Raw genomic sequence first — 23,113 nt, 5'->3', positions numbered from 1 at the left:
CCCGAGCCGCGCCTGTGCGCCCGACCCGGCCCGATGGCGAGGCGATGTCCCTACGATGGGGTCATGGCGACCAGCCGAGCAGCGGCCTTCTTCGATCTCGACAAGACGATCATCGCCAAGTCGAGCACGCTTGCGTTCAGCAAGCCGTTCCAAGCGGGCGGGTTGATCTCCCGCGGCGCAGTGCTGCGCTCGGCGTACGCCCAGTTCGTCTATCTGGTCGGCGGCGCCGACCACGACCAGATGGAGAAGATGCGGCAGTTCCTCTCCCAGCTCAGCGCCGGCTGGGACGTCGCGACGGTCAAGGAGATCGTCGCCGACACGCTGCACACGATCGTCGACCCGCTCGTGTACGACGAGGCGGTGTCGCTGATCGAGGAGCACCACGCGGCCGGGCGCGACGTGGTGATCGTGTCCGCCTCCGGCGCCGAGGTCGTCGAGCCGATCGGCGAGCTGCTGGGCGCCGACACCGTCGTGGCGACCCGCCTGGAGGTCCAGGACGGCAAGTACACCGGCGAGATCGCCTTCTACGCCTACGCCGAGGAGAAGGCCCGCGCGATCCGCGAGCTCGCCGAGCAGCACGGCTACGACCTCGCGGAGTGCTACGCCTACAGCGACTCGGTCACTGACGTGGCGATGCTCGAGGCGGTGGGGCACGCGTACGCCGTGAACCCCGACCGCGAGCTGCGCCGGGTCGCTGCCGAGCGCGACTGGCCGGTGCTCGTCTTCAACCGCCCGGTGACCCTGCGCAGCCGGGTGCTCCCCCCGGTCAGGCCCGCCCTCGCCGCTCTCGCGGTCAGCGGCGTGGTCGCGGTCGGCGGGGCGCTGTGGGCCAATGCCCGCCGGCGTCGCATCGAGGCCTGACCCGGCCGCCATCCGCTCGTCACCAGCGGCCGACGGCCGACACGGCGTGAGACGCACACTCAAACACTAGTAATTTGGCTATATTCATCATTTGTGACGACAGCCTTGATCCTCGGACCCGCTCCGGGACCCTCCGCACCGGACTCGGGCAGCCCGAGCACCTCCCCCCGTGCCCGCCGCCGACGCACCGGCGCCTCCTGGACCGCCCTGCGCTGGGTCAGCCCGCTGGCGCTGGTGGTGCTCTGGCAGGTCGCCTCCTCGACCGGCCTGCTCGACCCCGACGTGCTGCCCGCCCCCCGCGAGCTGGCCGGCACGACCGCGGAGCTCTACCGCAGCGGCGAGCTCGTCGACGCGCTCCTGGTCTCGACGCGCCGCGCCGCGCTGGGCTTCGCCTTCGGCGCCCTCGCCGCCGTCGTGCTCGGCCTCGCGGTCGGCCTGTCCCGGCTCGGTGACGCACTGATCGACCCGCTCATGCAGATGGTGCGGATGCTGCCGCTCTTCGGCCTGATCCCGTTGTTCATCGTCTGGTTCGGGATCAAGGAGGAGCCCAAGATCTACCTGGTGGCCCTCGGCGTCGTGGTGCCGCTCTACCTCAACCTGGTGGCGGCGCTGCGCGGCGTGGACCCCGACCTCAAGGAGGCCGCGATCTCGCTGCGCCTCACCCGGTGGGAGCAGGCCCGCCACCTGGTGCTGCCCTCGGTGCTGCCCGGGGCGCTCGTCGGCCTGCGCCAGTCGCTGGGCGTCGCCTGGCTCGCACTGATCGTCGCCGAGCAGATCAACGCCGGCGCCGGCCTGGGCTACCTGATCAACCACGCCCGCGACTTCCTGCGCACCGACGTGATCGTCGTGGGCCTGCTCTGCTACGCCGTCCTCGGCCTGCTGACCGACCTGGTCGTCCGGGCCCTCGAACGCCGCGCCTTGCGCTGGCGCGACGAAGGAGTCCGCGCATGACCACCACCACCACCGAGCAGGTCGTCCGGGTCCGCGGCGTACGTCGCGCCTTCGGCGACACCGAGGTGCTCGCCGGCATCGACCTCGACATCGCCCCCGGCGAGTTCGTGGCCCTGCTCGGCCACTCCGGGTCCGGCAAGTCCACCCTGCTGCGGATCCTGGCCGGCCTCGACGACGGTGCCACCGGCGAGATCCGCACCGGCAGCGCGCCCGCCGTCGTCTTCCAGGACCCGCGCCTGTTCCCGTGGCGCCGGGCGCTGGAGAACGTCGTCCTGGGCCACCGTGGCGCGGACCCCGAGGCCCACGGCCGCGAGATGCTCGCCGAGGTCGGCCTGGCCGGTCGCGAGGACGCCTGGCCCCGGGAGCTCTCCGGCGGCCAGCGCCAGCGCGTCGCGCTGGCCCGCGCGCTCGTCCGCGAGCCCGACCTGCTGCTGCTCGACGAGCCGTTCAGCGCCCTCGACGCGCTGACCCGGATCTCCGCCCAGCAGCTCGTGCAGGCGCTGTGCCAGCGCCACCAGCCCGCCGTCCTGCTCGTCACCCACGACGTCGAGGAGGCGCTGCTGCTCGCCGACCGGGTGCTCGTGCTCCACGAGGGCCGCGTCGTGCACGACGACCGGCTGGACCTGCCGATGCCGCGGCGTCGCGACCACCCCGAGATCGTCGCCCGCCGCGTCGAGCTCCTCTCCCTGCTCGGCGTACGCGACGACTCCGCCCCGCTCTGACGCCGCTCCCGCTCTCCCCCACCGCTCGCAGCCACCACTCGCAGCACCCCGACGCGTCGGCGTCGGCGCGCGCCACCCACCCATCAGGAGAAGCCCCATGCCCCGAACCACCCGTGCCCGCCGTACCGCGGCCCTCGTCGCCACTCTCGGCCTGAGCGTCTCGGCGCTGGCCGCCTGCGGCGGTGACGACACCAGCTCCGAGGACGGACCGGTGCTGCGCGTCGGCGTGCAGAAGGACGGCATCCGCGCCGTCCTCGACGCCGCCGGCCTGCTCGACGACCTCGACTACGAGATCGAGTGGGCGGAGTTCACCTCGGGCCCGCCGATCGTCGAGGCCGCCTCGGCCGACCAGATCGACGTCGCCTGGGTCGGCAGCGCCCCGCCGATCATCGGCGCCGCCTCCAGCGCGAACTTCAAGGTGGTGGCGGCGGTCCAGGAGCGCGACTCCCATGAGAACTCCATCCTGGTCACCGGTGACTCCGACATCAAGGACGTCGCGGACCTGAAGGGCAAGCGGGTGGCGGTCGGCCGCGGCACCTCCGCCCACGGCCTGCTCGCCCGTGCGCTGGACCGGGTCGGGCTGACCTTCGACGACATCGACGCCAACTACCTCGCGCCGGCCGACGGCTTCGCGGCCTTCACCTCCGGCGCGGTCGATGCGTGGGTGGTCTGGGACCCGTTCGTGACCCAGGCGGTCCAGGAGGAGGGCGCGGTCGCGATCACCGGCGGGCGTCCCGACGAGTTCGGCACCCAGTTCGAGATCGCCTCCACCGAGGCGCTCGAGGACCCCGAGACCCGCGAGCTCGTCGCCGACTTCGTCGACCGCCTGTCCCAGGGCCTGGCCTGGGCCGTGGAGAACCCCGAGGAGTGGGGCGAGGCGTGGGCCACCGAGTCCGGCCTGCCGGCCAGCACGACCACCGTGGTCGCCGCCCAGAAGGCCTCCGACGTGATCCCGGTCAGCGACGAGATCATCGCCCAGACCCAGGAGCTCGCCGACCTGTTCCACGAGCTCGGCGAGCTGCCCGAGAAGATCGACTTCGCCTCGATCGTGGAGCCCGGCCTCATCGACTGAGCGGATCCGGCTCGCGGCCCCTGCACCCACGCAGGGGCCGCGAAGTCAACCCTTGAACCCGCGAGCGAACCGGCGTAGACAGAGATTCACAAGAGCACAGACTCACACGTGGTCCGCGGAACCCACGCGGCGACCTACCCTTCCTCATGGGCGCTGATCGATCCGGATCCCGGACGCAGCAGTTGGAACGCGCACGCCTGTTAACCGGCGGTCCACGTGTCAGCGGTGGCGTTCGGTTCCCGAGGACCGAACGCCACTTGCTCGTCAGTGGCTCCTCCGGGCCCGTCAGGGGGCTCCTCCGGCGGCCCCCGCGGTGGCTATTCCGCGGCTCGCCGCAGTGGGCTCGCCTCAGCGCCCGCGGCGTACGCCTCGGCGGCATAGAGCACCCAGGCGTGGACGCCGGCGCGGCCGCCGTCGGCGTACCCCCGCAGGTTGGACTCGTACGCCGCGCGCAGGGCCAGGTGACCGGCCTCCGGGACGACCAGCGACTTCTCGTCCACGCCGCGCGCGACGAGCACCAGGCGCTCGGCGGCCCGCGCGACGATGCCGTTGTGGGAGGCGAACGGGGTCGAGGTGGCGAGCTCGGCGTGCACGACCGCGGCCACGAGCAGCGCGGGCGCGCTGGTGCGGGCGGTGAGCAGGTCGGCCACGCCGCGCAGCCGCTGGGCGGACTCCGCGTCGCGCGGGCGGCCCAGGCGGTCCTCGGGCAGGGAGGCCCCGGCGGCCACCGCGTGGACGCGCGCGAGCGCCTGCAGCGGCGCCTGGCGCAGCGTCGGCACCACCGAGAGCAGCATCGCCGAGACCCGCACCGCGTCGGTGGCGATCGCGTCGCCCTCACCGGCACGCACCTCGGCGAGGGTGGAGGCCGACCCCTCGAGCACGCCGCTGGCGTGGGCGCCGCGCAGCAGCGACTCCGCGGTCGTCTCCGGCGAGGTGCGCCGCAGCCCGCGGTCGCGCAGCATCACGTCGATGCCGTCGCGCGCGGCGGCGTACGCACTGGGGACGCCCTCGAGCGCGGCCAGCGCCTCGAGGGCCGCGGCGGGCGGGTCGGCGCGACGATCGGAGCTCACGCCGGGACACGCTACTGGGGACCCGCCGCGGGGTTAGGGTCGAGGGGATGAGTGACCTTCCAGCCCGCTCGTTCGGCTCCGTGGCCGACTCCTACGACCGCGGCCGCCCCTCCTACCCGGAGGCCGCGGTCTCCTGGCTGACCGGCGAGCGGCCCGCCACGGTGCTCGAGCTCGGCGCGGGCACCGGGCTGCTGACCACGCGGCTCGTCGAGCGTGGCCACGACGTGCTCGCCACCGATCCCGACGAGGAGATGCTGGCCCGTCTCTCCGCCCGGCTCCCCGACGTACGCACCGCGGTCGCGGCGGCCGAGGACCTGCCGGTGGCGGACCGCTCCGTCGACGTGGTGGCGTGCGCGCAGGCCTTCCACTGGTTCGACGCCGACCAGGCCCTGCCCGAGATCGCGCGGGTCCTGCGCCCCGGCGGGCGGCTCGCGCTGGTGTGGAACCAGCCCGACCTCACCATCCCCTGGGTGCGTCGGCTGAGCCGGCTGATCGGCGACCAGGAGCAGCGCGACGACCTGGCGCAGGCGGTGGTCATGTCGCCGCACTTCGGGTTCGTGGAGGAGGCGGCGTTCCGGCACTGGCAGCGCCTCGACCGGACGAGCGTGGTCGACCTGGCCTGCTCGCGCTCCAACATCGCCACCCTCGAGGAGGCCGAGCGCGAGGCCAAGCTCGCCGAGGTGGTCGAGCTCTACGACGACTACGGCCGCCGCGGGGTCGACGGCATGCAGCTGCCCTACACCGCGCGCTGCTACCGCGCGACCGTCACCGAGGGCCCCGGCCGGACGCCGGCGGTCGGCTTCGGCTCCGACCCCGCGCCGCCGCCCGACGATCCCCACACCCACCGCTCACCACGCAAGCAGGCCCCCTCCGGCCCCCTCGACGGCACCGACACCGACCTCCTCCTCATCGACTTCCGCTGACCCCCTTCGCCGAGTCGGCCCTGGTGGTTGCGCGACTCGCGGGGCGGGGAGACGCATGGGGAGGGCATGGTGCGGTCAGGATGAGGCCATGAGGGGCCCGACCAGTCGTCCGTGGCGCCGTCGGCACTTGGGCACGGAGGCCGACCGCGCGACGTTCCGCACGCTCCATCAGGCCTCGCTGGCCAGCCCCGCCCTGCGCGCCGGGCTCACCGCCGACAGCGCCCAGCGCTCGATCCGGCACCTGCGCTCCCTGCTCGGCACCCCCGCCCTCGCGATCACCGACCCCGTCTCCGTGCTCGCCTGGGACGGCGCCGGGCAGCACCACGCCGACCGGGTGCCCCGCCTGGTGGCCGCCACCACCGAGGCCGGCGGCACCCGCAGCTTCGAGCGGGCCGACCTGCCCTGCACCGAGCCCGGCTGCCCCGTGCGGACCGCGATCGCCAGCCCGCTGGTCGTCGACGAGCGGATCGTCGGCTCGCTGCTGGCCTTCGCGCCGTACCCCACCGCCGGCCTGGCCCGCGCCACCGACGAGGTCGCCGCCTGGGTCTCCAGCCAGCTCGAGCTGGCCGAGCTCGACGCCTCGCGCACCCGGCTGATGGAGGCCGAGGTGCGCGCGCTGCGGGCCCAGATCAGCCCGCACTTCATCTACAACTCCCTCGGCGCGATCGCCAGCTTCGTGCGCACCGACCCCGACCGGGCCCGCGAGCTGCTGCTGGAGTTCGCCGACTTCACCCGCTACTCCTTCCGCCGCCACGGCGAGTACACGACCCTGGCCGAGGAGCTGCGCAGCATCGAGCGCTACCTGCTCCTCGAGCAGGCCCGCTTCGGCGACCGCCTCCAGGTCACCTTGAGCATCGCCCCCGAGGTGCTGCCGGTCGCGGTGCCGTTCCTGTGCATCCAGCCGCTCGTGGAGAACGCCGTGCGCCACGGCCTCGAGGGCAGCGACGCCGGCGGCCGGATCCAGATCACCGCCAGCGACCGCGGCCGGGAGTGCGTGATCGAGGTCGAGGACGACGGCATCGGCGAGGACCCCGACCGGGTACGCCGCGCGCTCGCGGGCGAGCCGGACCTCGACGCGGTCGGGCTCGGCAACGTCGACGCCCGGCTGCGCAACGCCTACGGCGACGAGCACGGCCTGGTCGTCGAGACCGCGCCGGGCGCCGGCACCCGCGTCGTCGTACGGGTGCCGAAGTTCGCGCCGGGGGTGCAGGTGTGAGTGGCCTGCGCGTCCTGGTCGTCGACGACGAGCGCCCCGCCCTCGACGAGCTGTCCTGGCTGCTGGGCCGCGACCCGCGGGTCGCGAGCGTGCTGACCTGCGACTCCGCGACCGCGACCCTGCGCACGCTGCGCGAGACCGAGGTCGACGCGGTGTTCCTCGACATCCAGATGCCCGGCCTGACCGGGCTCGAGCTGGCCCAGGTGCTGGCCCGGTTCCGCACCCCGCCGCCGATCGTCTTCGTCACCGCCCACGAGGCACACGCGGTGGAGGCCTTCGAGCTGCACGCGGTCGACTACGTGCTCAAGCCGGTACGCGCCGAACGCCTCACCGAGGCGGTGCGCCGGGTCGCCGGCGTCGCCGACGGCGGCGGCGACCGGCCGGCGAACGGCGACCTCCAGGTGCCCGTCGAGCTCGGCGGCGTCACCCGGTTCGTCCGCCGCGCCGACATCACCCACGTCGAGGCGCAGGGCGACTACGCGCGGCTGCACACCGGCGAGGCCTCGCACCTGGTGCGGATCCCTCTCTCCCAGCTGGAGGAGGAGTGGGGCCCGGCCGGGTTCGTGCGCATCCACCGCTCGCTGCTGGTCTCGTTGGCCCACGTCACGGAGGTCCGCACCGACGCCGGGCGCTGCACGGTGGTCGTCGGCGGGCCCGGTGGCCCCGCGCTCGGGGTCAGCCGGCGCCACACCCGCGAGCTGCGCGACCTGCTGCTGCGCCGGGCCTCGGAGCCGCGCCCGTGAGCGAGACCTCGCGCCCGGCGCGCGTCCGCGTGACCGGCCCGCCCCGGCGGCGTACCGCCTCCCCGTCGCGGGCCGGGGCCATCGACGCCGGCACCCGGCTCGGGAGCCTCTACCTCGGCTCGCTGCTGCGCGAGCAGCTCTGGCTGGCGCTGCGGGTGCTCACCGTCCTGCTGCTCACCGTCGGGCTGCTGCCGCTCGCCTTCCACCTGATCCCCTCCCTCGCCGACGTCGAGGTCGCCGGGATGCCGCTGTCCTGGCTGGTGCTGGGCGTGCTCGTCTACCCGTTCCTGGTCGTCCTCGGCTGGTGGTACGTCCGCCGCGCGGAGCGCAACGAGCGGGCGTTCGCCGAGCTGATGAGCGAGGCCGGGGAGTGAGCAGCCTCGACGCGGTGCCCGGCATCGTCGCGATCACCGCAGTCACCGTGGCCACCCTCGCGATCGGCACCTGGGGGCTGCGCATCTCGCGCACGACCAGCGACTTCATGGTCGCCTCCCGCTCGGTCAACCCGCGCCTCAACGCCTCCGCGATCAGCGGCGAGTACCTCTCGGCGGCCTCGTTCCTCGGTGTCGCCGGCCTGGTGCTGGCCTTCGGCGCCGACATGCTCTGGTACCCGATCGGCTGGACCGCCGGCTACCTCGTGCTGCTGGTGCTCGTCGCCGCGCCGCTGCGCCGCAGCGGCGCCTACACGCTGCCCGACTTCGCCGAGGCGCGGCTGGCCTCCCGCCCGGTGCGGGCGATGTGCTCGCTGCTGGTGGTGGCGATCGGCTGGCTCTACCTGCTGCCGCAGTTCCAGGGCGCCGGCATCACGCTGCGCTCCGCGATCGGTGCACCGAGCTGGGTGGGGCCGGTGCTGGTGGGGGTGATCGTGCTGGCCAACGTCACCTCCGGCGGGATGCGCAGCATCACCTTCGTCCAGGCCTTCCAGTACTGGCTCAAGCTCACCGCGCTCCTCGTGCCGCTGGCGGTCCTGCTGGCGGTGTGGCTCGGCGACGGCTCGCCCGGCGCCCGCGGAGGCGGCGACACCGCATGGTCGGCCCCGCTCGCGGGCGACGGCGGCGGGGCCGGGCTGTACACGACGTACTCGCTGATCCTGGCGACGTTCCTGGGCACGATGGGCCTGCCGCACGTGGTCGTGCGGTTCTACACCAACCCCGACGGGCGGGCGGCGCGTCGTACGACGCTCGTGGTGCTGGCGCTGCTCGGCGGCTTCTACCTGCTGCCCCCGGTGTACGGCGCGCTCGGCCGCGTCTACGCGCCCGAGCAGACCGGACCGGCCACGGACGTGATCGTGCTGGAGCTGCCGCGGCTGATGCTCTCCGGGCTGGGCGGCGAGGTGCTCACCGGGCTGGTGACGGCCGGCGCGTTCGCGGCGTTCCTGTCCACCGCCTCGGGCCTGGTGATCGCGGTCGCCGGCGTGCTGAGCCAGGACGTCACCAGCCGCGGGCCGCGCGGGCGCCGCATCGACGGGGTCACCGCGTTCCGCCTGGGCGCGGTGCTCGCGGTGTCGGTGCCGGTGCTGACCGCGCTGGCCGCCCCGCACGTCGGGGTGGCGCGCGTCGTCGGGCTGGCCTTCGCCGTGGCCGCCTCGACGTTCGGGCCGCTGCTGCTGCTCGGCATCTGGTGGTGGCGGCTCACCGACGTCGGCGCCATCGCGGGCCTGGTGCTCGGCGGGCTCGGCTCGGCGGTCGCGGTGGCCCACACCCTCGCCGGCGAGCCCGTCGGCGGCTGGGGCGGCGTGCTGCTCGCCCAACCTGCCGCGTGGACGGTGCCGCTGGCCGCGGCCGCGATGATCGCCGGCAGCCTGCTCACCCCCGGCCGGGTCCCGCCCCACACCCGGCAGCTGATGGTGCGCCTCCACGCGCCGGAGGCGCTCGGGCTCGACCGGGCCTGACGCGCCCTAGGATCGAGCGCGATGACCGAGATCCCGGCGTACCCCGCCCCGCTGGTCGCGGCGCTGCGCGAGCGGCTGCCCGACGTCGCGGCGCTCGCCGTCCGCACGATCATCGCGGAGGTGCCGAGCTATGCGAACGCGCTCAGCGGGCCGATGGGCGCCAAGATCCGCCGTTCGGTGCAGCTGGCGCTGACCGGCTTCGTGGACCTGCTCGACCAGGAGGTCGAGAACGCCGCGGAGCCGACCGCCCTGGCGAAGGACTACTCCTACCAGCTCGGCCGCGGCGAGGCGCGCAGCGGACGCACGGTCGACGCGCTGCTCGCGGCCTTCCGCATCGGCGCCCGGGTCTGCTGGGAGCACATCTCGGCGACCGCGGTGCGTCTCGACGCCCCCGCCGACCTGGTGGCCGGACTGGCTGGGGTGGTGTTCGCCTACATCGACGAGCTCTCCGCGGCCAGCGTGGCCGGGCACACCGACGAGCTCACCAGCTCGCGGCTGCTGCGCCAGCGGCTGCGCGACCGGATGATCCACCTGCTGCTGAGCGACAGCTCCCTCGAGGCGGTCCGCGAGGCCGCGGCCACCGCGCTGTGGGAGCCGCCGACGACGCTGACCGCGGTGCTGGTGCCCGAGGCGGAGGTACGCCGCGCGCTCACGGCGCTGCCGCCGGGCACCCTGGAGTACTCCGAGGACGTCGCGGGCCTGCCGGGCCGCACCCTCGTGCTGGTCCCCGACGTGCACGGCCACGCCCGCGGCACGCTGTCCAAGGCGCTGAAGGCGACCGGCGCGGTGGCCGGTCCCGCCCAGCCGTGGACGGCGGTGCGGGTCTCGCTGGAGCGCGCGCGCCGGGCCCTCGGCAGCGGCCTGCTCCCCGATGGCGGCGACACCGAGGACCACCTGCCCGAGCTGGTGCTGACCGCCGACCCCGAGGCGCTGGCCGAGCTGCGCGCCCGCGCCCTGGCCCCGCTCGCCGACCTGCGCCCCGCGACCGCCGCCCGGCTCACCGAGACGCTGCGCTCGTGGCTGCTGCACCAGGGCCGCCGCGACGCCGTCGCCGAGGAGCTGTTCGTGCACCCGCAGACCGTCCGCTACCGCGTCGGGCAGCTGCGCGAGCTCTTCGGGGACCGGCTCACCGACCCGCGGAGCGTGCTGGAGCTGGTCGTCGCCCTCGGCGTACCCCCGGAGGAGGAGCGCGGCTCCTGAGTCCCCCGACGAGATAGTCCGCCACACAGGTGTCGTGATCTTCCTCAGGAGCGACCGCTGTGTGGCGGACTATCGGCCGAGCCGGACCTGACCCTCCACCCGCGCCCAGAGGACGAGTGGCGTGACCGCTCGTCGCGGCGATCCGACCGCTCACCGACGACGGGCGCCGCTGAGCGCGCGGCCCGCGTCCGGTCGTGCCGCGCTAGGGGTGGGCGCTCCTACTGTGACGGCGATCACGTCACCGCTCACCGGAAGGGGCTCCCGTGTCCACCGACCAGCCCGCGCGCCACGATCCGATCTACGACGACCTCCACGAACGCCCCGAGTTCACCGAGCTGCGCAGCCGCTACCGCGGCTTCGTGTTCCCGGCGACGGTGGCGTTCCTCGTCTGGTACCTGCTCTATGTCGTCCTCTCCAACTGGGCCGGGGACTTCATGGCCCACAAGCTCATCGGCAACATCAACGTCGCGCTCGTCTTCGGGCTGCTGCAGTTCGTGACGACCTTCCTCCTCGCCTGGCTCTACAGCCGCTTCTCCTCCGCTCGCCTCGACCCGCTGGCCCGCCAGCTCGACGAGGAGTACATCGCCGCCCTCGAGGGCCGCACCACCATCGGACGGGAGGGCTGAGATGGACAGTCAGGTCCTCACCACGCTGCTGTTCCTCGCCGTCGTCGCGCTGACGGTCGGGATCACGTTCTGGGCCAGCCGACAGTCCTCCGGCACCGCCGACTTCTACGCCGGCGGCCGCAGCTTCTCCGGCTTCCAGAACGGGCTCGCGATCGGCGGCGACTACATGTCGGCGGCGTCGTTCCTCGGCATCTCCGGCGCCATCGCCCTCTACGGCTACGACGGCTTCCTCTACTCCATCGGCTTCCTGGTCGCCTGGCTGGTGGCGCTGCTGCTGGTCGCGGAGATGCTGCGCAACTCCGGGCGCTACACGATGGCCGACCAGCTGGCCTTCCGGATGCGCCAGAAGCCGGTGCGGATGGCCGCGGCGACCTCGACGGTCGTGGTCTCGATCTTCTACCTGCTGGCCCAGATGGTCGGTGCCGGCGCGCTCGTCGCGCTGCTGCTGGGCGTCGACAGCCAGGTCACCAAGAACCTCACGATCGCGGTCGTCGGCGCCCTGATGGTCTTCTACGTCACCGTCGGCGGGATGAAGGGCACCACCTGGGTGCAGATCGTCAAGGCCGTGCTGCTGATGGCCGGCTCGGCGCTGATCGTGATCCTGGTGCTGGCGAAGTTCGACTTCAACCTCTCCGACCTGCTCGGCAGCGCCGCCAGCGAGTCCGGCGCCGGAGCGGCGTTCCTGGAGCCGGGGCTGCGCTACGGCGCCGACCTGACCAGCAAGCTCGACTTCCTCAGCCTCGGCATCGCCCTGGTCCTCGGTACGGCGGGCCTGCCGCACATCCTGATCCGCTTCTACACCGTCCCGACCTCCCGCGACGCCCGCAAGTCGGTGCTGTGGGCGATCGGCCTGATCGGCGTGTTCTACCTCTTCACGCTGGTGCTCGGCTTCGGCGCCGCGGCGCTGCTCGACACCAGCAAGCTCGACGCGGCCGGCAACCTGGCCTCACCGAAGCTGGCCGAGGCGGTGGGCGGCGGAGCCGGCTCGACCGGAGGCGCCGTCCTGCTGGCACTGATCGCGGCCGTGGCGTTCGCGACGATCCTCGCGGTGGTCGCCGGCCTGGTGCTGACCTCGTCGGCCTCGGTGGCCCACGACATCTACAACAACGTGATCCGCAACGGGACCGCCACCGAGAACGAGGAGATCCGGGTGACCCGGATCGCGGCCGGCGTCATCGGCCTGGTGGCGATCCTGCTGGCTATCCCGGCGCAGAACCTCAACATCGCGTTCCTGGTCGCGCTGGCCTTCGCGGTCGCGGCCTCGGCCAACCTGCCGGCGATCGTCTACAACATGTTCTGGCGCCGCTTCAACACCCGCGGCGCGATCTGGAGCATCTACGGCGGCCTGATCTCCGCCGTCGGCCTGGTCTTCTTCTCGCCGGTCACCTCCGGCAAGGTCAGCCCGGAGGGCGAGAACCTCTCGCTGCTGCCCGCCAGCATCGACATCTCCTGGTTCCCGCTGGAGAACCCCGGCCTGGTCTCCATCCCGCTCGGGTTCTTCCTCGGCTGGCTGGGGACGGTGAGCTCGCGCGAGCCCACCGCCGAGGACCGCTACACCGAGCTCGAGGTCCGCGCCCTCACCGGGGCCGGGGCCGAGAAGGCGATCAAGCACTGATCGAACCACGCCCGGATCGGTCACTGATCGAGCATCGGGCACCGGTGGCCCCCGCCGCTACTGTGGCGGGGGCCACTCCCCCATCCGTTCCCCGACCTGGGTTCCGACCCTTTGACACAGGAGCTGACGTGAGCGACGAGACCCTGTCCAACCTGCTGAAGGAAGACCGCCGGTTCGACCCCCCGGCCGACCTGGCAGCCGCGGCCAACCTCACCGAGGAGGCCTACGCCACGGCCGACGCCGACCCCGAGGCCTTCTGGGCCGAGCAGGCCGAGCGCCTCACCTGGGACACCCGGTGGGAGCAGGTGCTGGACTGGTCGAACCCGCCGTTCGCGAAGTGGTACGTCGGCGGCAAGCTCAACGCGGCGTACAACTGCGTGGACCGCCACGTCGAGGCCGGACGCGGCGACAAGGTCGCGATCCACTGGGTCGGCGAGCCGGTCGACGACCGCCGCGACATCACCTACGCCCAGCTCAAGGACGAGGTCTCCCGCGCCGCGAACGCGCTCACCGAGCTCGGCGTGCAGACCGGAGACCGCGTCGCGATCTACATGCCGATGATCCCCGAGGCGATCGTGGCGATGCTGGCCTGCGCCCGCATCGGCGCCCCGCACACGGTGGTCTTCGGCGGGTTCTCCTCCGACGCGCTGGCCTCGCGCCTGGAGGACTGCCAGGCGAAGGTCGTGGTCACCGCCGACGGCGGCTACCGCCGCGGCTCCGCCTCCGCCCTGAAGCCGGCCGTCGACGAGGCCCGGGCCAAGTCGGCCGAGCGCGGCCACACGGTCGAGAAGGTGCTCGTGGTCCGCCGTACCGGCCAGGACCTCGGCGCCGACGGCTGGGACGACGCGGTCGACGTGTGGTGGCACGACGTCGTCGACGCCGCCTCCTCCGAGCACACCCCCGAGGCCTTCGACGCCGAGCACCCGCTCTACGTCATGTACACCTCCGGCACGACCGGCAAGCCCAAGGGCATCCTGCACACGACCGGCGGCTACCTCGTCGGTACGGCGTACACCCACTGGGCGGTCTTCGACCTGAAGCCCGAGACCGACGTCTACTGGTGCACCGCCGACATCGGCTGGGTCACCGGGCACTCCTACATCGTCTACGGCCCGCTCGCGAACGGCGCCACCCAGGTGCTCTACGAGGGCACCCCGGACAGCCCGGAGCGGGGCCGGTGGTGGCAGATCATCGAGGACCTCGGCGTCACGATCTTCTACACCGCGCCGACCGCGATCCGCTCGTTCATGAAGCAGGGCCGGGAGATCCCGGACCGTGCGGACCTCTCCAGCCTGCGGCTCCTCGGCTCGGTCGGCGAGCCGATCAACCCCGAGGCCTACGTCTGGTACCGCCACGTGATCGGCGGCGACCGCACCCCCGTGGTGGACACCTGGTGGCAGACCGAGACCGGCATGATCATGATCAGCCCGCTGCCCGGCGTCACCGCGGGCAAGCCGGGGTCGGCGATGACCGCGATCCCGGGCGTGGCCGCGGACGTCGTCGACGAGGAGGGCAAGCCGGTCCCGAACGGCTCCGGCGGCTACCTCGTGCTGACCCGACCGTGGCCCTCGATGCTGCGGACGATCTGGGGTGACGACCAGCGCTACGTCGACACCTACTGGTCGCGCTTCCGCAGCCAGGGCTACTACTTCGCCGGCGATGGCGCCAAGAAGGACACCGACGGCGACCTGTGGGTGCTCGGCCGCGTCGACGACGTCATGAACGTCTCCGGCCACCGGCTCTCCACCACCGAGATCGAGTCGGCGCTCGTGTCGCACCCCAAGGTCGCGGAGGCCGCGGTGGTGGGCGCGAAGGACGAGGACACCGGCCAGGCGGTCTGCGCGTTCGTGATCCTGCGCGACGAGTTCGTGGTGGATGCCGACGAGACCGGCGAGGGCAGCGAGATCGTCACCGAGCTGCGCCAGCACGTGCGCAAGGAGATCGGCCCGATCGCCACCCCGCGCCAGATCATGATCGTGCCCGAGCTGCCGAAGACCCGGTCGGGCAAGATCATGCGGCGCCTGCTGCGCGACGTCGCCGAGCACCGCGAGATCGGCGACGTCACCACGTTGGCCGACAGCTCGGTGATGAAGCTGATCTCCTCGGGGCTGTCGGGCTCGGCCTCCTCGGAGTGAGGCCCCGCACGCGGCGGTGACCTAGCCGCGCTGGTCCTCGGGCCGCTGGAACAGGTCGGGGATGCCGTCCTGGTCCTCGTCCACCTGCTCGCGACGCTCGAGCTCGCGGTAGTGGCGGTTGCGGGGGACGAGGACCAGCGCGGACAACCCGGCGGCGAGCACCGACGCCGTCAGGATCGCGATCTTGGCGTGGTCGTAGTGCGCCGAGCCCGCCGCGAAGCTGAGCTCGGAGATCAGCAGCGACACGGTGAACCCGATGCCCGCGAGCATCGACATGCCGACGAGGTCGCGCCAGGCGATGTCGCTGTCCAGGTTCGCGTGCCGGGTGCGGGTGACCAGCCAGGTGGCGACCAGGATCCCGATCGGCTTGCCGACGACGAGGCCGATCACGATGCCCCAGGCGACCGTGTCGGTGAACAGTGCACCGAACCCGCCGTCCCCACCGCCGATCGCGACGCCGGCGGAGAAGAACGCGAAGACCGGCACGCAGAACCCGGCCGACAGCGGGCGGACCCGGTGCTCGAGCACCTCGGCCAGGCCGGGGCCCTCGCCGCCGGACTTGCGCAGCACCGGGACCAGGAAGCCCAGGACCACGCCGGCGATCGTCGCGTGCACCCCGGACTCGTGGAAGAAGGCCCACACCAGCACGCCCAGCGGCACCAGCAGCACCGCGCCGGCCCAGGCATGCACCCCGAAGAACGCGGTGCGGCGCTGGACCAGCCAGCCGAACGCCGCCAGCGGGATCAGCGCCCACAGCAGCTGCTCGACGGCCAGCTCGTCGGTGTAGAAGAGGGCGATGATGAGGATCGCGACGAGGTCGTCGACGACCGCGAGCGTGAGCAGGAACAGCCGCAGCGCGGACGGCAGCCGCGATCCGACGACCGCCAGCACCGCCACCGCGAACGCGATGTCGGTCGCGGTGGGGATCGCCCAGCCGCGCAGCGTCTCCCCGCCGGAGCCGAGGTTGACCAGGACGTAGAGCACCGCCGGTACGGCGACCCCGCCGAACGCGGCCGCCACCGGCACGATGGCGCGGTCCAGGCGCCGCAGGTCCCCGGCGACGAACTCCTTCTTCAGCTCCAGGCCGACCAGGAAGAAGAAGACCGCCAGCAGTCCGTCCGCCGCCCAGTGCCCCAGGGTCAGGTCGAGGTCGAAGCCGAGGACCTGCCCGCCGACGTGCAGGTCACGCAGCGAGGAGTAGGAGTCCCCGGCCAGGTTCGCCCACACCAGCGCGAGCACGGCGCCGGCGATGAGGAGCAGGCCGCCGACCGTCTCGGCGCGCAGGATCTCGGTGATGCGCTGGTACTCGGGCCAGCTCGGGCGGGTCAGGACGCGGCGCTGACCGTCCGATCCGGAGTCGGGTGCGGTCGAGCGAGGGTCGGGCATGGGGGCCTCTTCGAGGTGGGGGCGTGCGGACAGCATTGCCGACCAGACTTCCCGGCGCACCGCACCCGATGCTACCGGCGGGGCGAACGGGGAGGCGTTCGATAGGGTCAGTGACACTGTCCGACGCCACGCCGGGTCGAGGACTCACCGCCACGCACACCGCCAGAGGAGCCACATGGCCACCGAACCGGTCAAGGACGCCGATCCGACGATCGGCAAGCTCGTCGCCGACGCCAGCCGGGACATCTCGACGCTGGTCTCCAAGGAGATCCAGCTCGCCAAGTCCGAGCTCAAGGTCAGCGTCCGCGCGGGCGGAGTCGGCATCGCCCTGTTCGCCGCGGCCGGCTTCATCGCCGTCCTTGCGATCATCATGCTCTCGGTCGCGATCGCCTACCTGATCCACTGGAACGGCTCCGGGCTGTCCCTGCACTGGGCGTTCCTGATCGTCTTCGGCTTCTACCTCCTGCTGGCCGGCCTGCTCGCCTTCATCGGCGTCAAGAAGGTCAAGCAGGTCAAGCCGCCGGCGAAGGCCATCGAGCAGGGCCGCGAGATCCCGCGCGCGCTCAAGGGCCAGCACTGACGCTCGCCCCCGCACCACGCGCATGACACGAGCCCGGCCCCGGAGCACTCTCCGGGGCCGGGCTCCTGTCATGGGTGGGGCCGCGCGGCCCGCAGCCCCGGCGTCCGGGCGATCAGCTGGCGCAGTCGCCGGTGGAGACCTCGGCGCTGCGGGCGATGCCCTCGATCGCGACGCCCTCCGCCTGCTCGGCGGTGACCGCGTAGCCGGTGTCGCTGTCGGTGACCGAGGCCGCGAAGACGACGCCGACGACGTCGCCGTCGCGGGCGAGCACCGGGCCGCCGGAGTTGCCCGGGCGCACCAGCGCGCGCAGCGAGAACACCTCGCGCAGCACCGACCCGTTGCCGTAGATGTCGGGCGAGCGCAGCCGCTGCTCGTCGCGGATCCGGCCGGCACGGGCGTCGAAGGGACCGTCGAGGGGGTAGCCGAGGATCGCGACGGCGTCCGAGGGGCCGGCGGAGGTGTCGAAGTCCAGCGCCGGACGGCCGCGGTCGTCGAGCGCGAGGACCGCGAGGTCGAGGTCCGGGTCGTAGAGGACGACCTCGGCGGGGATGCTCTCCTCGCCCACCAGGACCTCCGGGTCGCTGACCCCCGCGACGACGTGGGCGTTGGTCATCAGCCGGTCGTCGGCGTAGAGGAAGCCGGTGCCCTCGACGCCGCGACCGCAGCGGTTGGCCCCGCGGACCTTCAGCACGCTCTGCTGGGCCCGCTGCACCCGCGGGCTGCCCAGCAGCTTCTCGTTGCCGGGGGCGACCTCGACGATCTGCTCCGGGGCGAACGGCTCGAGGTAACGCGGGAAGAAGCCGGTGCCGACGACGTCGTTGAAGGTGCCGAGCATCGAGCCCGCGGAGGCCGGGAGCGCCTCGTCGACCTTGGCCAGCACCGTGGACTCGCGCACCAGCGAGGTGACCGGCCCGATCCTGGTGCCGGACACCGCCACGCCGAGGGCCCAGGCCACCAGCAGTACGGCGCCGACGCTGAGCGCCGCGCCGCCGAGCGCGTCGAGCGCGCGCACCGGCTGCCAGGTGATGCGCGAGCGGATCCGCGCCCCGACGTACTGCAGCAGCGCCTGGCCGAGGGAGGCGGCGAGGATGACGATGAACAGCGCGCCGATCGAGACCAGCAGCGACGGGGCGGCGTCCCCGAGGGCCAGCGGCGCCAGCCAGATGCCGAGCAGACCGCCGCAGAGCAGCCCGGCGGTGGCGAAGACGCCGGTGACGAAGCCCTGCCAATAACCGGACAGGGCGTACAGGGCGAGCAGGACCACCAGGATCCAGTCGAGCGGGTTCACCGGGCGCGTCGCTCCTCGTCGGAGATGTCGAGCAGGCCGGCGCGCGCGTTGCGCTGCGTCTCGGAGTCGCCGGCGAACATGTAGTCGGGCAGGACCTGCACCCGGGCGGCGTCCCACGGCTCGGCCCAGCCGAGGTAGTCCAGCAGCCGGGAGATGATCCCGCCGGTGAAGCCCCACAGGATGACGTCCTTGTCGGCGCCGATCAGGAAGCCGGGGCTGGTGTAGCCCGAGGGGTGGCGCACGGTCACCCGGTGGGTCGGGTCGACGAGCTCCGCGACCGGGGCGTGGTGGATCGCGTGCACCTCGTCGGGACTGACCACCTCGATGCGGTGCTGCTCGCGCCACCAGCCCAGGACCGGGGTGACCGCGAAGTTGCTGGGCGGCAGGAACAGCTCGGGCAGCAGGCCGAAGACCTCGACCGACGCCGGGTCGACCCCGACCTCCTCCTCCGCCTCGCGCAGCGCGGCCTCGACCACCGACTCGCCCGGGTCCAGCGACCCGCCGGGGAAGGAGACCTGCCCGGGGTGCGAGCGCATGTCGTGGGCGCGCTCGGTGAGCACCAGCTCGGGGCCCTGCTCGCCCTCGCCCCACAGCATCAGCACCGCGCCCCGGCGTACGTCGTCGGAGTCGGGGGGAAGGAAGCGGGTCAGGTAGCGGCCCTCGATGGTCTGGGCCGCCTCGTGCACGGGCAGCAGCCACGCCGGCAGACCGGCGGAGGAGCTCACAGGTCCACGCCGAGGTGCTCGGAGACCAGCTCGACCATCTCGTCGGCGCTGTGGATGCCGCCGCCCTTCATCGTCACCTCACCGTCCTCGGACAGGAACACGAAGGTCGGCAGCGCGAGCGGGCGCACGTCGGTGCCCTGCAGCTCCCCGCCCGGGTCCGCGATCAGCGGGTAGGTGACGCCGCTGCGCTCGACGAGCTCCATCGCGGCCTCCGGCATCACGTCGAGGAAGTCGATCCCGAGCACGGGGACCCGGTCGCCGTAGGTCTCGTGGAACTCCTGGAGCGCCGGCATCTCCTTGCGGCACGGACCGCAGTTGGAGGCCCAGAAGTTGATGACGAGGGGGCCCTCGAGGGTGGAGAGGTCGACGCGTTCCCCGCCGCCGAGGCACGGCAGGCTCACCGCGGGCAGCGCGCCGTCGGTGGCGGTGCCGGGACGGCACTCCTCGACGCCGGCGGCGGCCTTCATGCGGCGCAGCTCCGGGGTGTCGACATCGACGTTGGACTCCGAGGGGCGGGCCGGGCCGCTCGTCGTGCTCGTGCCGGGCGCACAGCCCGCCAACGCGGCGGTCGCGAGGAGGGCGCCGGCGGCGCACGCCGCACGCAGGCGCCTGCTCATGCCGGGCCCTGGGTGCGCACGAGCGCCTCGGCCACGACCGGGTCGGTCGGCCCCTCGCCGTACGACGGGCACCAGCGCGCGACCGGGCAGGCGCCGCAGGCGGGCCGCTTGGCGTGGCAGCGGCGCCGGCCGTGCCAGATGACGTGGTGCGACAGCATCGTCCAGTCCCGCTTGGGGTAGAGCGCGCCGATCGCGTGCTCCACCTTGACCGGGTCGGTCTCCTCGGTGAGGCCGAAGCGGCGCACCAGGCGACCGAAGTGGGTGTCGACGGTGATGCCGGGGACGCCGAAGGCGTTGCCGAGCACGACGTTGGCGGTCTTGCGGCCCACGCCGGGCAGCTTCACCAGGTCGTCGAGGCGGCCCGGGACCTCGCCGCCGTGGTCGGTGACCAGCGCCGCGGAGAGCTTGAGCAGCGCCTCGGTCTTGGCCCGGAAGAAGCCCAGCGGGCCCACGATCCGCTCGAGGTCCTCGCGCTCGGCCTGCGCCATCGACGCCGGGTCGGGGTAGGCGCCGAACAGGATCGGGCGCACGGCGTTGACGCGGCGGTCGGTGGTCTGCGCCGAGAGAACGGTCACCACGAGGAGCTCGAAGGGGTTCTCGAAGTCGAGCTCGCAGTGCGCGTCGGGGTAGGTCTCGGCGAGCACGCGCCCGATCTTGCGGGCGCGTCGGACAAGCGAGGTGTCGGGGCGCGTCAGTGGTACGGCAGCGGGCACGGGCCTAGGGTACGGCGGGGCGATGACACCGCACGCGGCCCCGCCCGGCAGCGCGCGCGAGCCTCTCCCGAGGTCGCTGCGGCGCGCCGGTTATTGCGCCGATATGGCTGTGAGAAACCGCACGCGTAGGATTCGATCGATGCCCGCACGCCAGGCGGGCGCACCGAAGGAGGATCCGTGGACAACGACGTACTTCGTCAAGCCCCGCTTTTCAGTGCGCTGGACGACGAGGCCGCCACGGCGCTGCGCAGCTCGATGACCGAGTCCCGCCTTCGCCGTGGTGATGTGCTCTTCCACGAGGGCGACTCCGGAGACAAGCTCTATGTCGTCCTGGACGGCAAGGTGAAGCTCGGACGCACCTCCTCCGACGGTCGCGAGAACCTCCTCGCGATCCTCGGCCCCGGCCAGATGTTCGGCGAGCTCTCGCTCTTCGACCCGGGCCCGCGCTCGGCCACCGTGACCGCGGTGACCGACGCCTCGTTCGCCTCGCTCTCCCACGAGGACCTGCTGCGCTGGCTCGAGGGCCGCCCGGTCGTCGCCCGCGGCCTGCTCACCCAGCTCGCCAGCCGGCTGCGCAAGGCCAACGACGTCGTCGCCGACCTGGTCTTCTCCGACGTCCCCGGCCGTGTCGCCAAGGCGCTGCTCGACCTCGCCGACCGCTTCGGCCGCACCGCCGACGACGGCGTGCACGTGCACCACGACCTCACCCAGGAGGAGCTCGCCCAGCTGGTCGGCGCCTCCCGCGAGACGGTCAACAAGGCGCTCGCCGACTTCGCCTCCCGTGGCTGGGTGCGCCTGGAGCCGCGCTCCGTGGTCATCCTCGACCTCGAGCGCCTGGGCCGCCGCGCCCGCTGATTTCTTTTCCACTGGTTGCCCCCCGAATCACCCCGCAGCAGCGTCTGACGGGGTGAGAGGGGGGATCGCCTGTGACGTCGACGTACGACGAGGACGCGTTTCGCGCGTTCGTCGTGACCCGCACGCCGGCACTCTCGCGCACGGCGTACCTGCTCACCGGGGACGCCCATCTCGCTGAGGACCTGGTCCAGACGGCCCTCTTCAAGGCCGCCAAGTCCTGGCACCGCATCGAGGGTGACCCCGAGGCATACGTGCGCCGCATCCTCTACACCCAGAACATCTCCTGGTGGCGCAGCCGCCGGCACGTGCGCGAACACCAGATGGGTGGCTACGACGCCCCGGCCGCGTCCCACGACACCGATCTGCGCCTCAGTCTCGAGGATGCGCTGAGGCGGTTGACCGCCAAGCAGCGCACCGTGTTGGTGCTGCGCTACTTCGACGACCTCACCGAGGTACAGACCGCGGCCGTGCTCGGCATCGGCGCAGGCACCGTGAAGTCCACGGCCCGGCAGGCGCTCGCGCGCCTGCGCGCGCTGGCCCCCGAGCTCGCCGACCTGGCCGGGAGGACCTCATGAGTCTGCACGACGAGCTCGACCGGATCGCCGACGGCGCTCCCACCGTCGACGTCCCCCATGACACGTGGGCCCGCGCACGCCGTGCCCGGCGACGCGACCACGCGCTGGCGGGCGGCGCGGCGCTGGCCGCCGTTGCACTGGTGGCCGGGCTGGCGAACGGGCTGGTGGGCGCACTGCCGCCCCGTCTCGACGAACCCGCCGCCGGCAGCGGATCGCTCGGCGTGCCCGACCGGCTCCATGAGGTCCCAGCGCGCACGTTCGACCTCGAGACCGACCTCGCCGTCGGGCCCGGTGCCGCTGCATGGATCCACGGGGGCGACATGGTCGCGACCCCGGTCGTCGTCGATGCCGCCACTGGCGCCTACCACCTGCTCGACCTGCCCCACTACGGCGGCAAGAACGACCTCGTCGCGCACGGCCTCGCCGAGCCCGACGTCGCGCTCTCCCCCGACGGCACCCGGCTCGCCTATTCCTACGCGGTCTTCGGCGAGGACGCCGCCACCGAGCCGATCCCCAGCGGGATCCGGGTCGTCGACCTGGAGACCGGGGGGATCCGGGAGGTCCCGCTTCCGGGTGCGGAGGGCACCGCGGTGACGTCGATCGTCTGGTCGCCGTCGAGCACGTGGATCGGTTGGGCCGGACGACGCTTCGGGTCGTGGACCGAGGCGTCGATGGGGCAGTTCACTGCGGTCGCCGGCCGCATCGCCCCCGGTGCGACCCGGTCGGAGACCCGGAAGGTGCGCGGCGACCGGGCGCACGGCGTCGGCGACTCGGGGCTGGTCGTCATCGCCGGCGACAGGCGCCTGACCCGCTGGGGCCCCGACGGCGACCTGACCGAGGCGCGGGCGGACGGCTTCTGGTCAGGACGAGGGGTGCTGAGCGGCGAGGAGCTGGTGGTGGGATCGGGCGACGACCTCCGGGTATCCGTGCTGCCGGCCGACGGCCGCCCCACGGAGCTCGCTGCCACCGGGGACCTCCCGGTGGTCGGTGGCGGACGCACGGAGGTCGTCGGCACCCTCGGGGACCGGTTCGTGGTGCGCACCGCCGGCCTCGACGACACCCCGGGCCAGCTGCTCCTGCTCGCTCGCGACGGCTCCCACGAGGCCGTCGGCACCGTCGACCCCGGTGTCGGCGACCTGTCGCTGGCCACGGCCCTCATGAGCGACGACCGACCCACCGTCGCCCGCCCCGCGCCCGACTGGCCCTGGTCCGATGAGCGCAAGGCCCTCGTCTGGGGCGGTACCGCCGCCCTGCTCCTCCTCGCCCTGGCCCTCTTTCGCCCCCTCCACCGCAGGTTGAATCGAGACTTCCTACCGTCGAGTCGAGAGTCCTGACCGCTCGAGTCGAGA

General features: G+C 73.1%; 23 protein-coding genes. 17 read left to right on the top strand and 6 right to left on the bottom strand.

Annotated elements, in window-relative coordinates; genetic code table 11:
- Window positions 1-63 precede the first annotated feature (63 nt).
- The 4 genes from HBO46_RS01150 to HBO46_RS01135 all read left to right on the top strand — a co-directional run bounded on the left by HBO46_RS01150 (window position 64) and on the right by HBO46_RS01135 (window position 3,606).
- Window positions 64-861, top strand: coding sequence for an HAD family hydrolase (locus HBO46_RS01150; protein WP_166135724.1), 798 nt, complete (start codon window positions 64-66; stop codon window positions 859-861).
- Window positions 862-954: 93 nt separating this feature from the next.
- Window positions 955-1,812 (top strand): ABC transporter permease, encoded by an 858-nt coding sequence (locus tag HBO46_RS01145; protein WP_224769311.1) that lies wholly within the window; start codon window positions 955-957, stop codon window positions 1,810-1,812.
- Window positions 1,809-2,534: an ABC transporter ATP-binding protein gene (locus tag HBO46_RS01140; protein WP_166135721.1), complete on the top strand. Its 726-nt coding sequence runs from the start codon at window positions 1,809-1,811 to the stop codon at window positions 2,532-2,534. The genes HBO46_RS01145 and HBO46_RS01140 overlap by 4 nt, the downstream gene beginning before the upstream one ends.
- Window positions 2,535-2,631: 97 nt before the next feature.
- Window positions 2,632-3,606: an ABC transporter substrate-binding protein gene (locus HBO46_RS01135; protein ID WP_166135718.1), complete on the top strand. Its 975-nt coding sequence runs from the start codon at window positions 2,632-2,634 to the stop codon at window positions 3,604-3,606.
- Window positions 3,607-3,923: 317 nt separating this feature from the next.
- Here HBO46_RS01135 and HBO46_RS01130 read toward each other — a convergent pair whose 3' ends face one another.
- Complete coding sequence (locus HBO46_RS01130; RefSeq protein ID WP_166135715.1) at window positions 3,924-4,676, bottom strand: Fic family protein; 753 nt, start codon at window positions 4,674-4,676, stop codon at window positions 3,924-3,926.
- Between the two features lie 47 nt (window positions 4,677-4,723).
- Here HBO46_RS01130 and HBO46_RS01125 point away from each other — a divergent pair, with 47 nt between their 5' ends.
- From HBO46_RS01125 to acs, 9 genes are all read left to right on the top strand, one after another.
- On the top strand, window positions 4,724-5,599 hold the full coding sequence (locus tag HBO46_RS01125) for a class I SAM-dependent methyltransferase (protein ID WP_166135712.1): 876 nt from the start codon (window positions 4,724-4,726) through the stop codon (window positions 5,597-5,599).
- Between the two features lie 88 nt (window positions 5,600-5,687).
- Entirely contained in the window at window positions 5,688-6,815 is a 1,128-nt protein-coding gene (locus tag HBO46_RS01120; protein ID WP_207949864.1) for a sensor histidine kinase, read from the top strand.
- A complete protein-coding gene (locus HBO46_RS01115) occupies window positions 6,812-7,558 on the top strand; it encodes a LytR/AlgR family response regulator transcription factor (protein ID WP_166135706.1) in 747 nt (248 codons plus the stop codon). The genes HBO46_RS01120 and HBO46_RS01115 overlap by 4 nt, the downstream gene beginning before the upstream one ends.
- Entirely contained in the window at window positions 7,555-7,932 is a 378-nt protein-coding gene (locus HBO46_RS01110; protein ID WP_166135703.1) for a DUF485 domain-containing protein, read from the top strand. Before HBO46_RS01115 ends, HBO46_RS01110 begins: the two co-directional genes overlap by 4 nt.
- Window positions 7,929-9,449: a sodium/solute symporter gene (locus tag HBO46_RS01105; protein ID WP_166135700.1), complete on the top strand. Its 1,521-nt coding sequence runs from the start codon at window positions 7,929-7,931 to the stop codon at window positions 9,447-9,449. The genes HBO46_RS01110 and HBO46_RS01105 overlap by 4 nt, the downstream gene beginning before the upstream one ends.
- Before the next feature lie 21 nt (window positions 9,450-9,470).
- Window positions 9,471-10,649, top strand: coding sequence for a PucR family transcriptional regulator (locus tag HBO46_RS01100; RefSeq protein WP_166135697.1), 1,179 nt, complete (start codon window positions 9,471-9,473; stop codon window positions 10,647-10,649).
- Window positions 10,650-10,912: 263 nt separating this feature from the next.
- Window positions 10,913-11,275, top strand: coding sequence for a DUF485 domain-containing protein (locus tag HBO46_RS01095; protein ID WP_166135694.1), 363 nt, complete (start codon window positions 10,913-10,915; stop codon window positions 11,273-11,275).
- Between the two features lies 1 nt (window position 11,276).
- Window positions 11,277-12,890, top strand: coding sequence for a solute symporter family protein (locus HBO46_RS01090; protein WP_166135691.1), 1,614 nt, complete (start codon window positions 11,277-11,279; stop codon window positions 12,888-12,890).
- A gap of 128 nt (window positions 12,891-13,018) precedes the next feature.
- Window positions 13,019-15,025, top strand: a complete 2,007-nt coding sequence (gene acs / locus HBO46_RS01085; protein WP_166135688.1) for an acetate--CoA ligase — start codon at window positions 13,019-13,021, stop codon at window positions 15,023-15,025.
- A 21-nt stretch (window positions 15,026-15,046) separates the two neighbouring features.
- On the opposite strand, the gene nhaA is transcribed toward acs, so the two are convergent.
- On the bottom strand, window positions 15,047-16,411 hold the full coding sequence (gene nhaA / locus HBO46_RS01080) for a Na+/H+ antiporter NhaA (RefSeq protein ID WP_166135685.1): 1,365 nt from the start codon (window positions 16,409-16,411) through the stop codon (window positions 15,047-15,049).
- A gap of 175 nt (window positions 16,412-16,586) precedes the next feature.
- On the opposite strand from nhaA, the gene HBO46_RS01075 reads away from it, so the two are divergent.
- Complete coding sequence (locus tag HBO46_RS01075; protein ID WP_166135682.1) at window positions 16,587-16,991, top strand: phage holin family protein; 405 nt, start codon at window positions 16,587-16,589, stop codon at window positions 16,989-16,991.
- 112 nt (window positions 16,992-17,103) lie between these two features.
- Here the strand turns inward: HBO46_RS01075 and HBO46_RS01070 are convergent, their stop codons facing one another.
- From HBO46_RS01070 to nth, 4 genes are read right to left on the bottom strand one after another with little or no spacing between them, the layout of a single operon-like run.
- Complete coding sequence (locus HBO46_RS01070; RefSeq protein WP_166135679.1) at window positions 17,104-18,279, bottom strand: MarP family serine protease; 1,176 nt, start codon at window positions 18,277-18,279, stop codon at window positions 17,104-17,106.
- Complete coding sequence (locus HBO46_RS01065; protein WP_166135676.1) at window positions 18,276-19,004, bottom strand: NUDIX hydrolase; 729 nt, start codon at window positions 19,002-19,004, stop codon at window positions 18,276-18,278. The genes HBO46_RS01070 and HBO46_RS01065 overlap by 4 nt, the downstream gene beginning before the upstream one ends.
- Entirely contained in the window at window positions 19,001-19,621 is a 621-nt protein-coding gene (locus HBO46_RS01060; protein WP_166135673.1) for a TlpA family protein disulfide reductase, read from the bottom strand. Before HBO46_RS01060 ends, HBO46_RS01065 begins: the two co-directional genes overlap by 4 nt.
- A complete protein-coding gene (nth, locus tag HBO46_RS01055; protein ID WP_224769310.1) occupies window positions 19,618-20,334 on the bottom strand; it encodes an endonuclease III in 717 nt (238 codons plus the stop codon). Before nth ends, HBO46_RS01060 begins: the two co-directional genes overlap by 4 nt.
- Window positions 20,335-20,511: 177 nt before the next feature.
- On the opposite strand from nth, the gene HBO46_RS01050 reads away from it, so the two are divergent.
- From HBO46_RS01050 to HBO46_RS01040, 3 genes are all read left to right on the top strand, one after another.
- A complete protein-coding gene (locus HBO46_RS01050; RefSeq protein ID WP_166135670.1) occupies window positions 20,512-21,189 on the top strand; it encodes a Crp/Fnr family transcriptional regulator in 678 nt (225 codons plus the stop codon).
- 71 nt (window positions 21,190-21,260) lie between these two features.
- Window positions 21,261-21,764 (top strand): SigE family RNA polymerase sigma factor, encoded by a 504-nt coding sequence (locus HBO46_RS01045; RefSeq protein WP_166135667.1) that lies wholly within the window; start codon window positions 21,261-21,263, stop codon window positions 21,762-21,764.
- Window positions 21,761-23,098 carry a prolyl oligopeptidase family protein gene (locus HBO46_RS01040; RefSeq protein ID WP_166135664.1) on the top strand — a complete coding sequence of 446 codons (1,338 nt, stop codon included), beginning with the start codon at window positions 21,761-21,763 and terminating at the stop codon, window positions 23,096-23,098. The genes HBO46_RS01045 and HBO46_RS01040 overlap by 4 nt, the downstream gene beginning before the upstream one ends.
- The last annotated feature ends 15 nt before the right edge of the window (window positions 23,099-23,113 follow it).

Origin of the sequence: Nocardioides ochotonae, from assembly GCF_011420305.2 — a bacterium.
GTDB lineage: Bacteria > Actinomycetota > Actinomycetes > Propionibacteriales > Nocardioidaceae > Nocardioides > Nocardioides ochotonae.
This window is presented reverse-complemented; position numbering and strand designations above follow the sequence as displayed.

Bases quoted from the DNA above. Each gene is read 5' to 3' on its own strand.
- HBO46_RS01150 (WP_166135724.1), top strand. From the start codon at position 64: ATGGCGACCAGCCGAGCAGCGGCCTTCTTCGATCTCGACAAGACGATC.
- HBO46_RS01140 (WP_166135721.1), top strand. From the start codon at position 1,809: ATGACCACCACCACCACCGAGCAGGTCGTCCGGGTCCGCGGCGTACGT.
- HBO46_RS01135 (WP_166135718.1), top strand. From the start codon at position 2,632: ATGCCCCGAACCACCCGTGCCCGCCGTACCGCGGCCCTCGTCGCCACT.
- HBO46_RS01125 (WP_166135712.1), top strand. From the start codon at position 4,724: ATGAGTGACCTTCCAGCCCGCTCGTTCGGCTCCGTGGCCGACTCCTAC.
- HBO46_RS01120 (WP_207949864.1), top strand. From the start codon at position 5,688: ATGAGGGGCCCGACCAGTCGTCCGTGGCGCCGTCGGCACTTGGGCACG.
- HBO46_RS01100 (WP_166135697.1), top strand. From the start codon at position 9,471: ATGACCGAGATCCCGGCGTACCCCGCCCCGCTGGTCGCGGCGCTGCGC.
- HBO46_RS01090 (WP_166135691.1), top strand. From the start codon at position 11,277: ATGGACAGTCAGGTCCTCACCACGCTGCTGTTCCTCGCCGTCGTCGCG.
- nhaA (WP_166135685.1), bottom strand. From the start codon at position 16,411: ATGCCCGACCCTCGCTCGACCGCACCCGACTCCGGATCGGACGGTCAG.
- HBO46_RS01075 (WP_166135682.1), top strand. From the start codon at position 16,587: ATGGCCACCGAACCGGTCAAGGACGCCGATCCGACGATCGGCAAGCTC.
- HBO46_RS01060 (WP_166135673.1), bottom strand. From the start codon at position 19,621: ATGAGCAGGCGCCTGCGTGCGGCGTGCGCCGCCGGCGCCCTCCTCGCG.
- HBO46_RS01040 (WP_166135664.1), top strand. From the start codon at position 21,761: ATGAGTCTGCACGACGAGCTCGACCGGATCGCCGACGGCGCTCCCACC.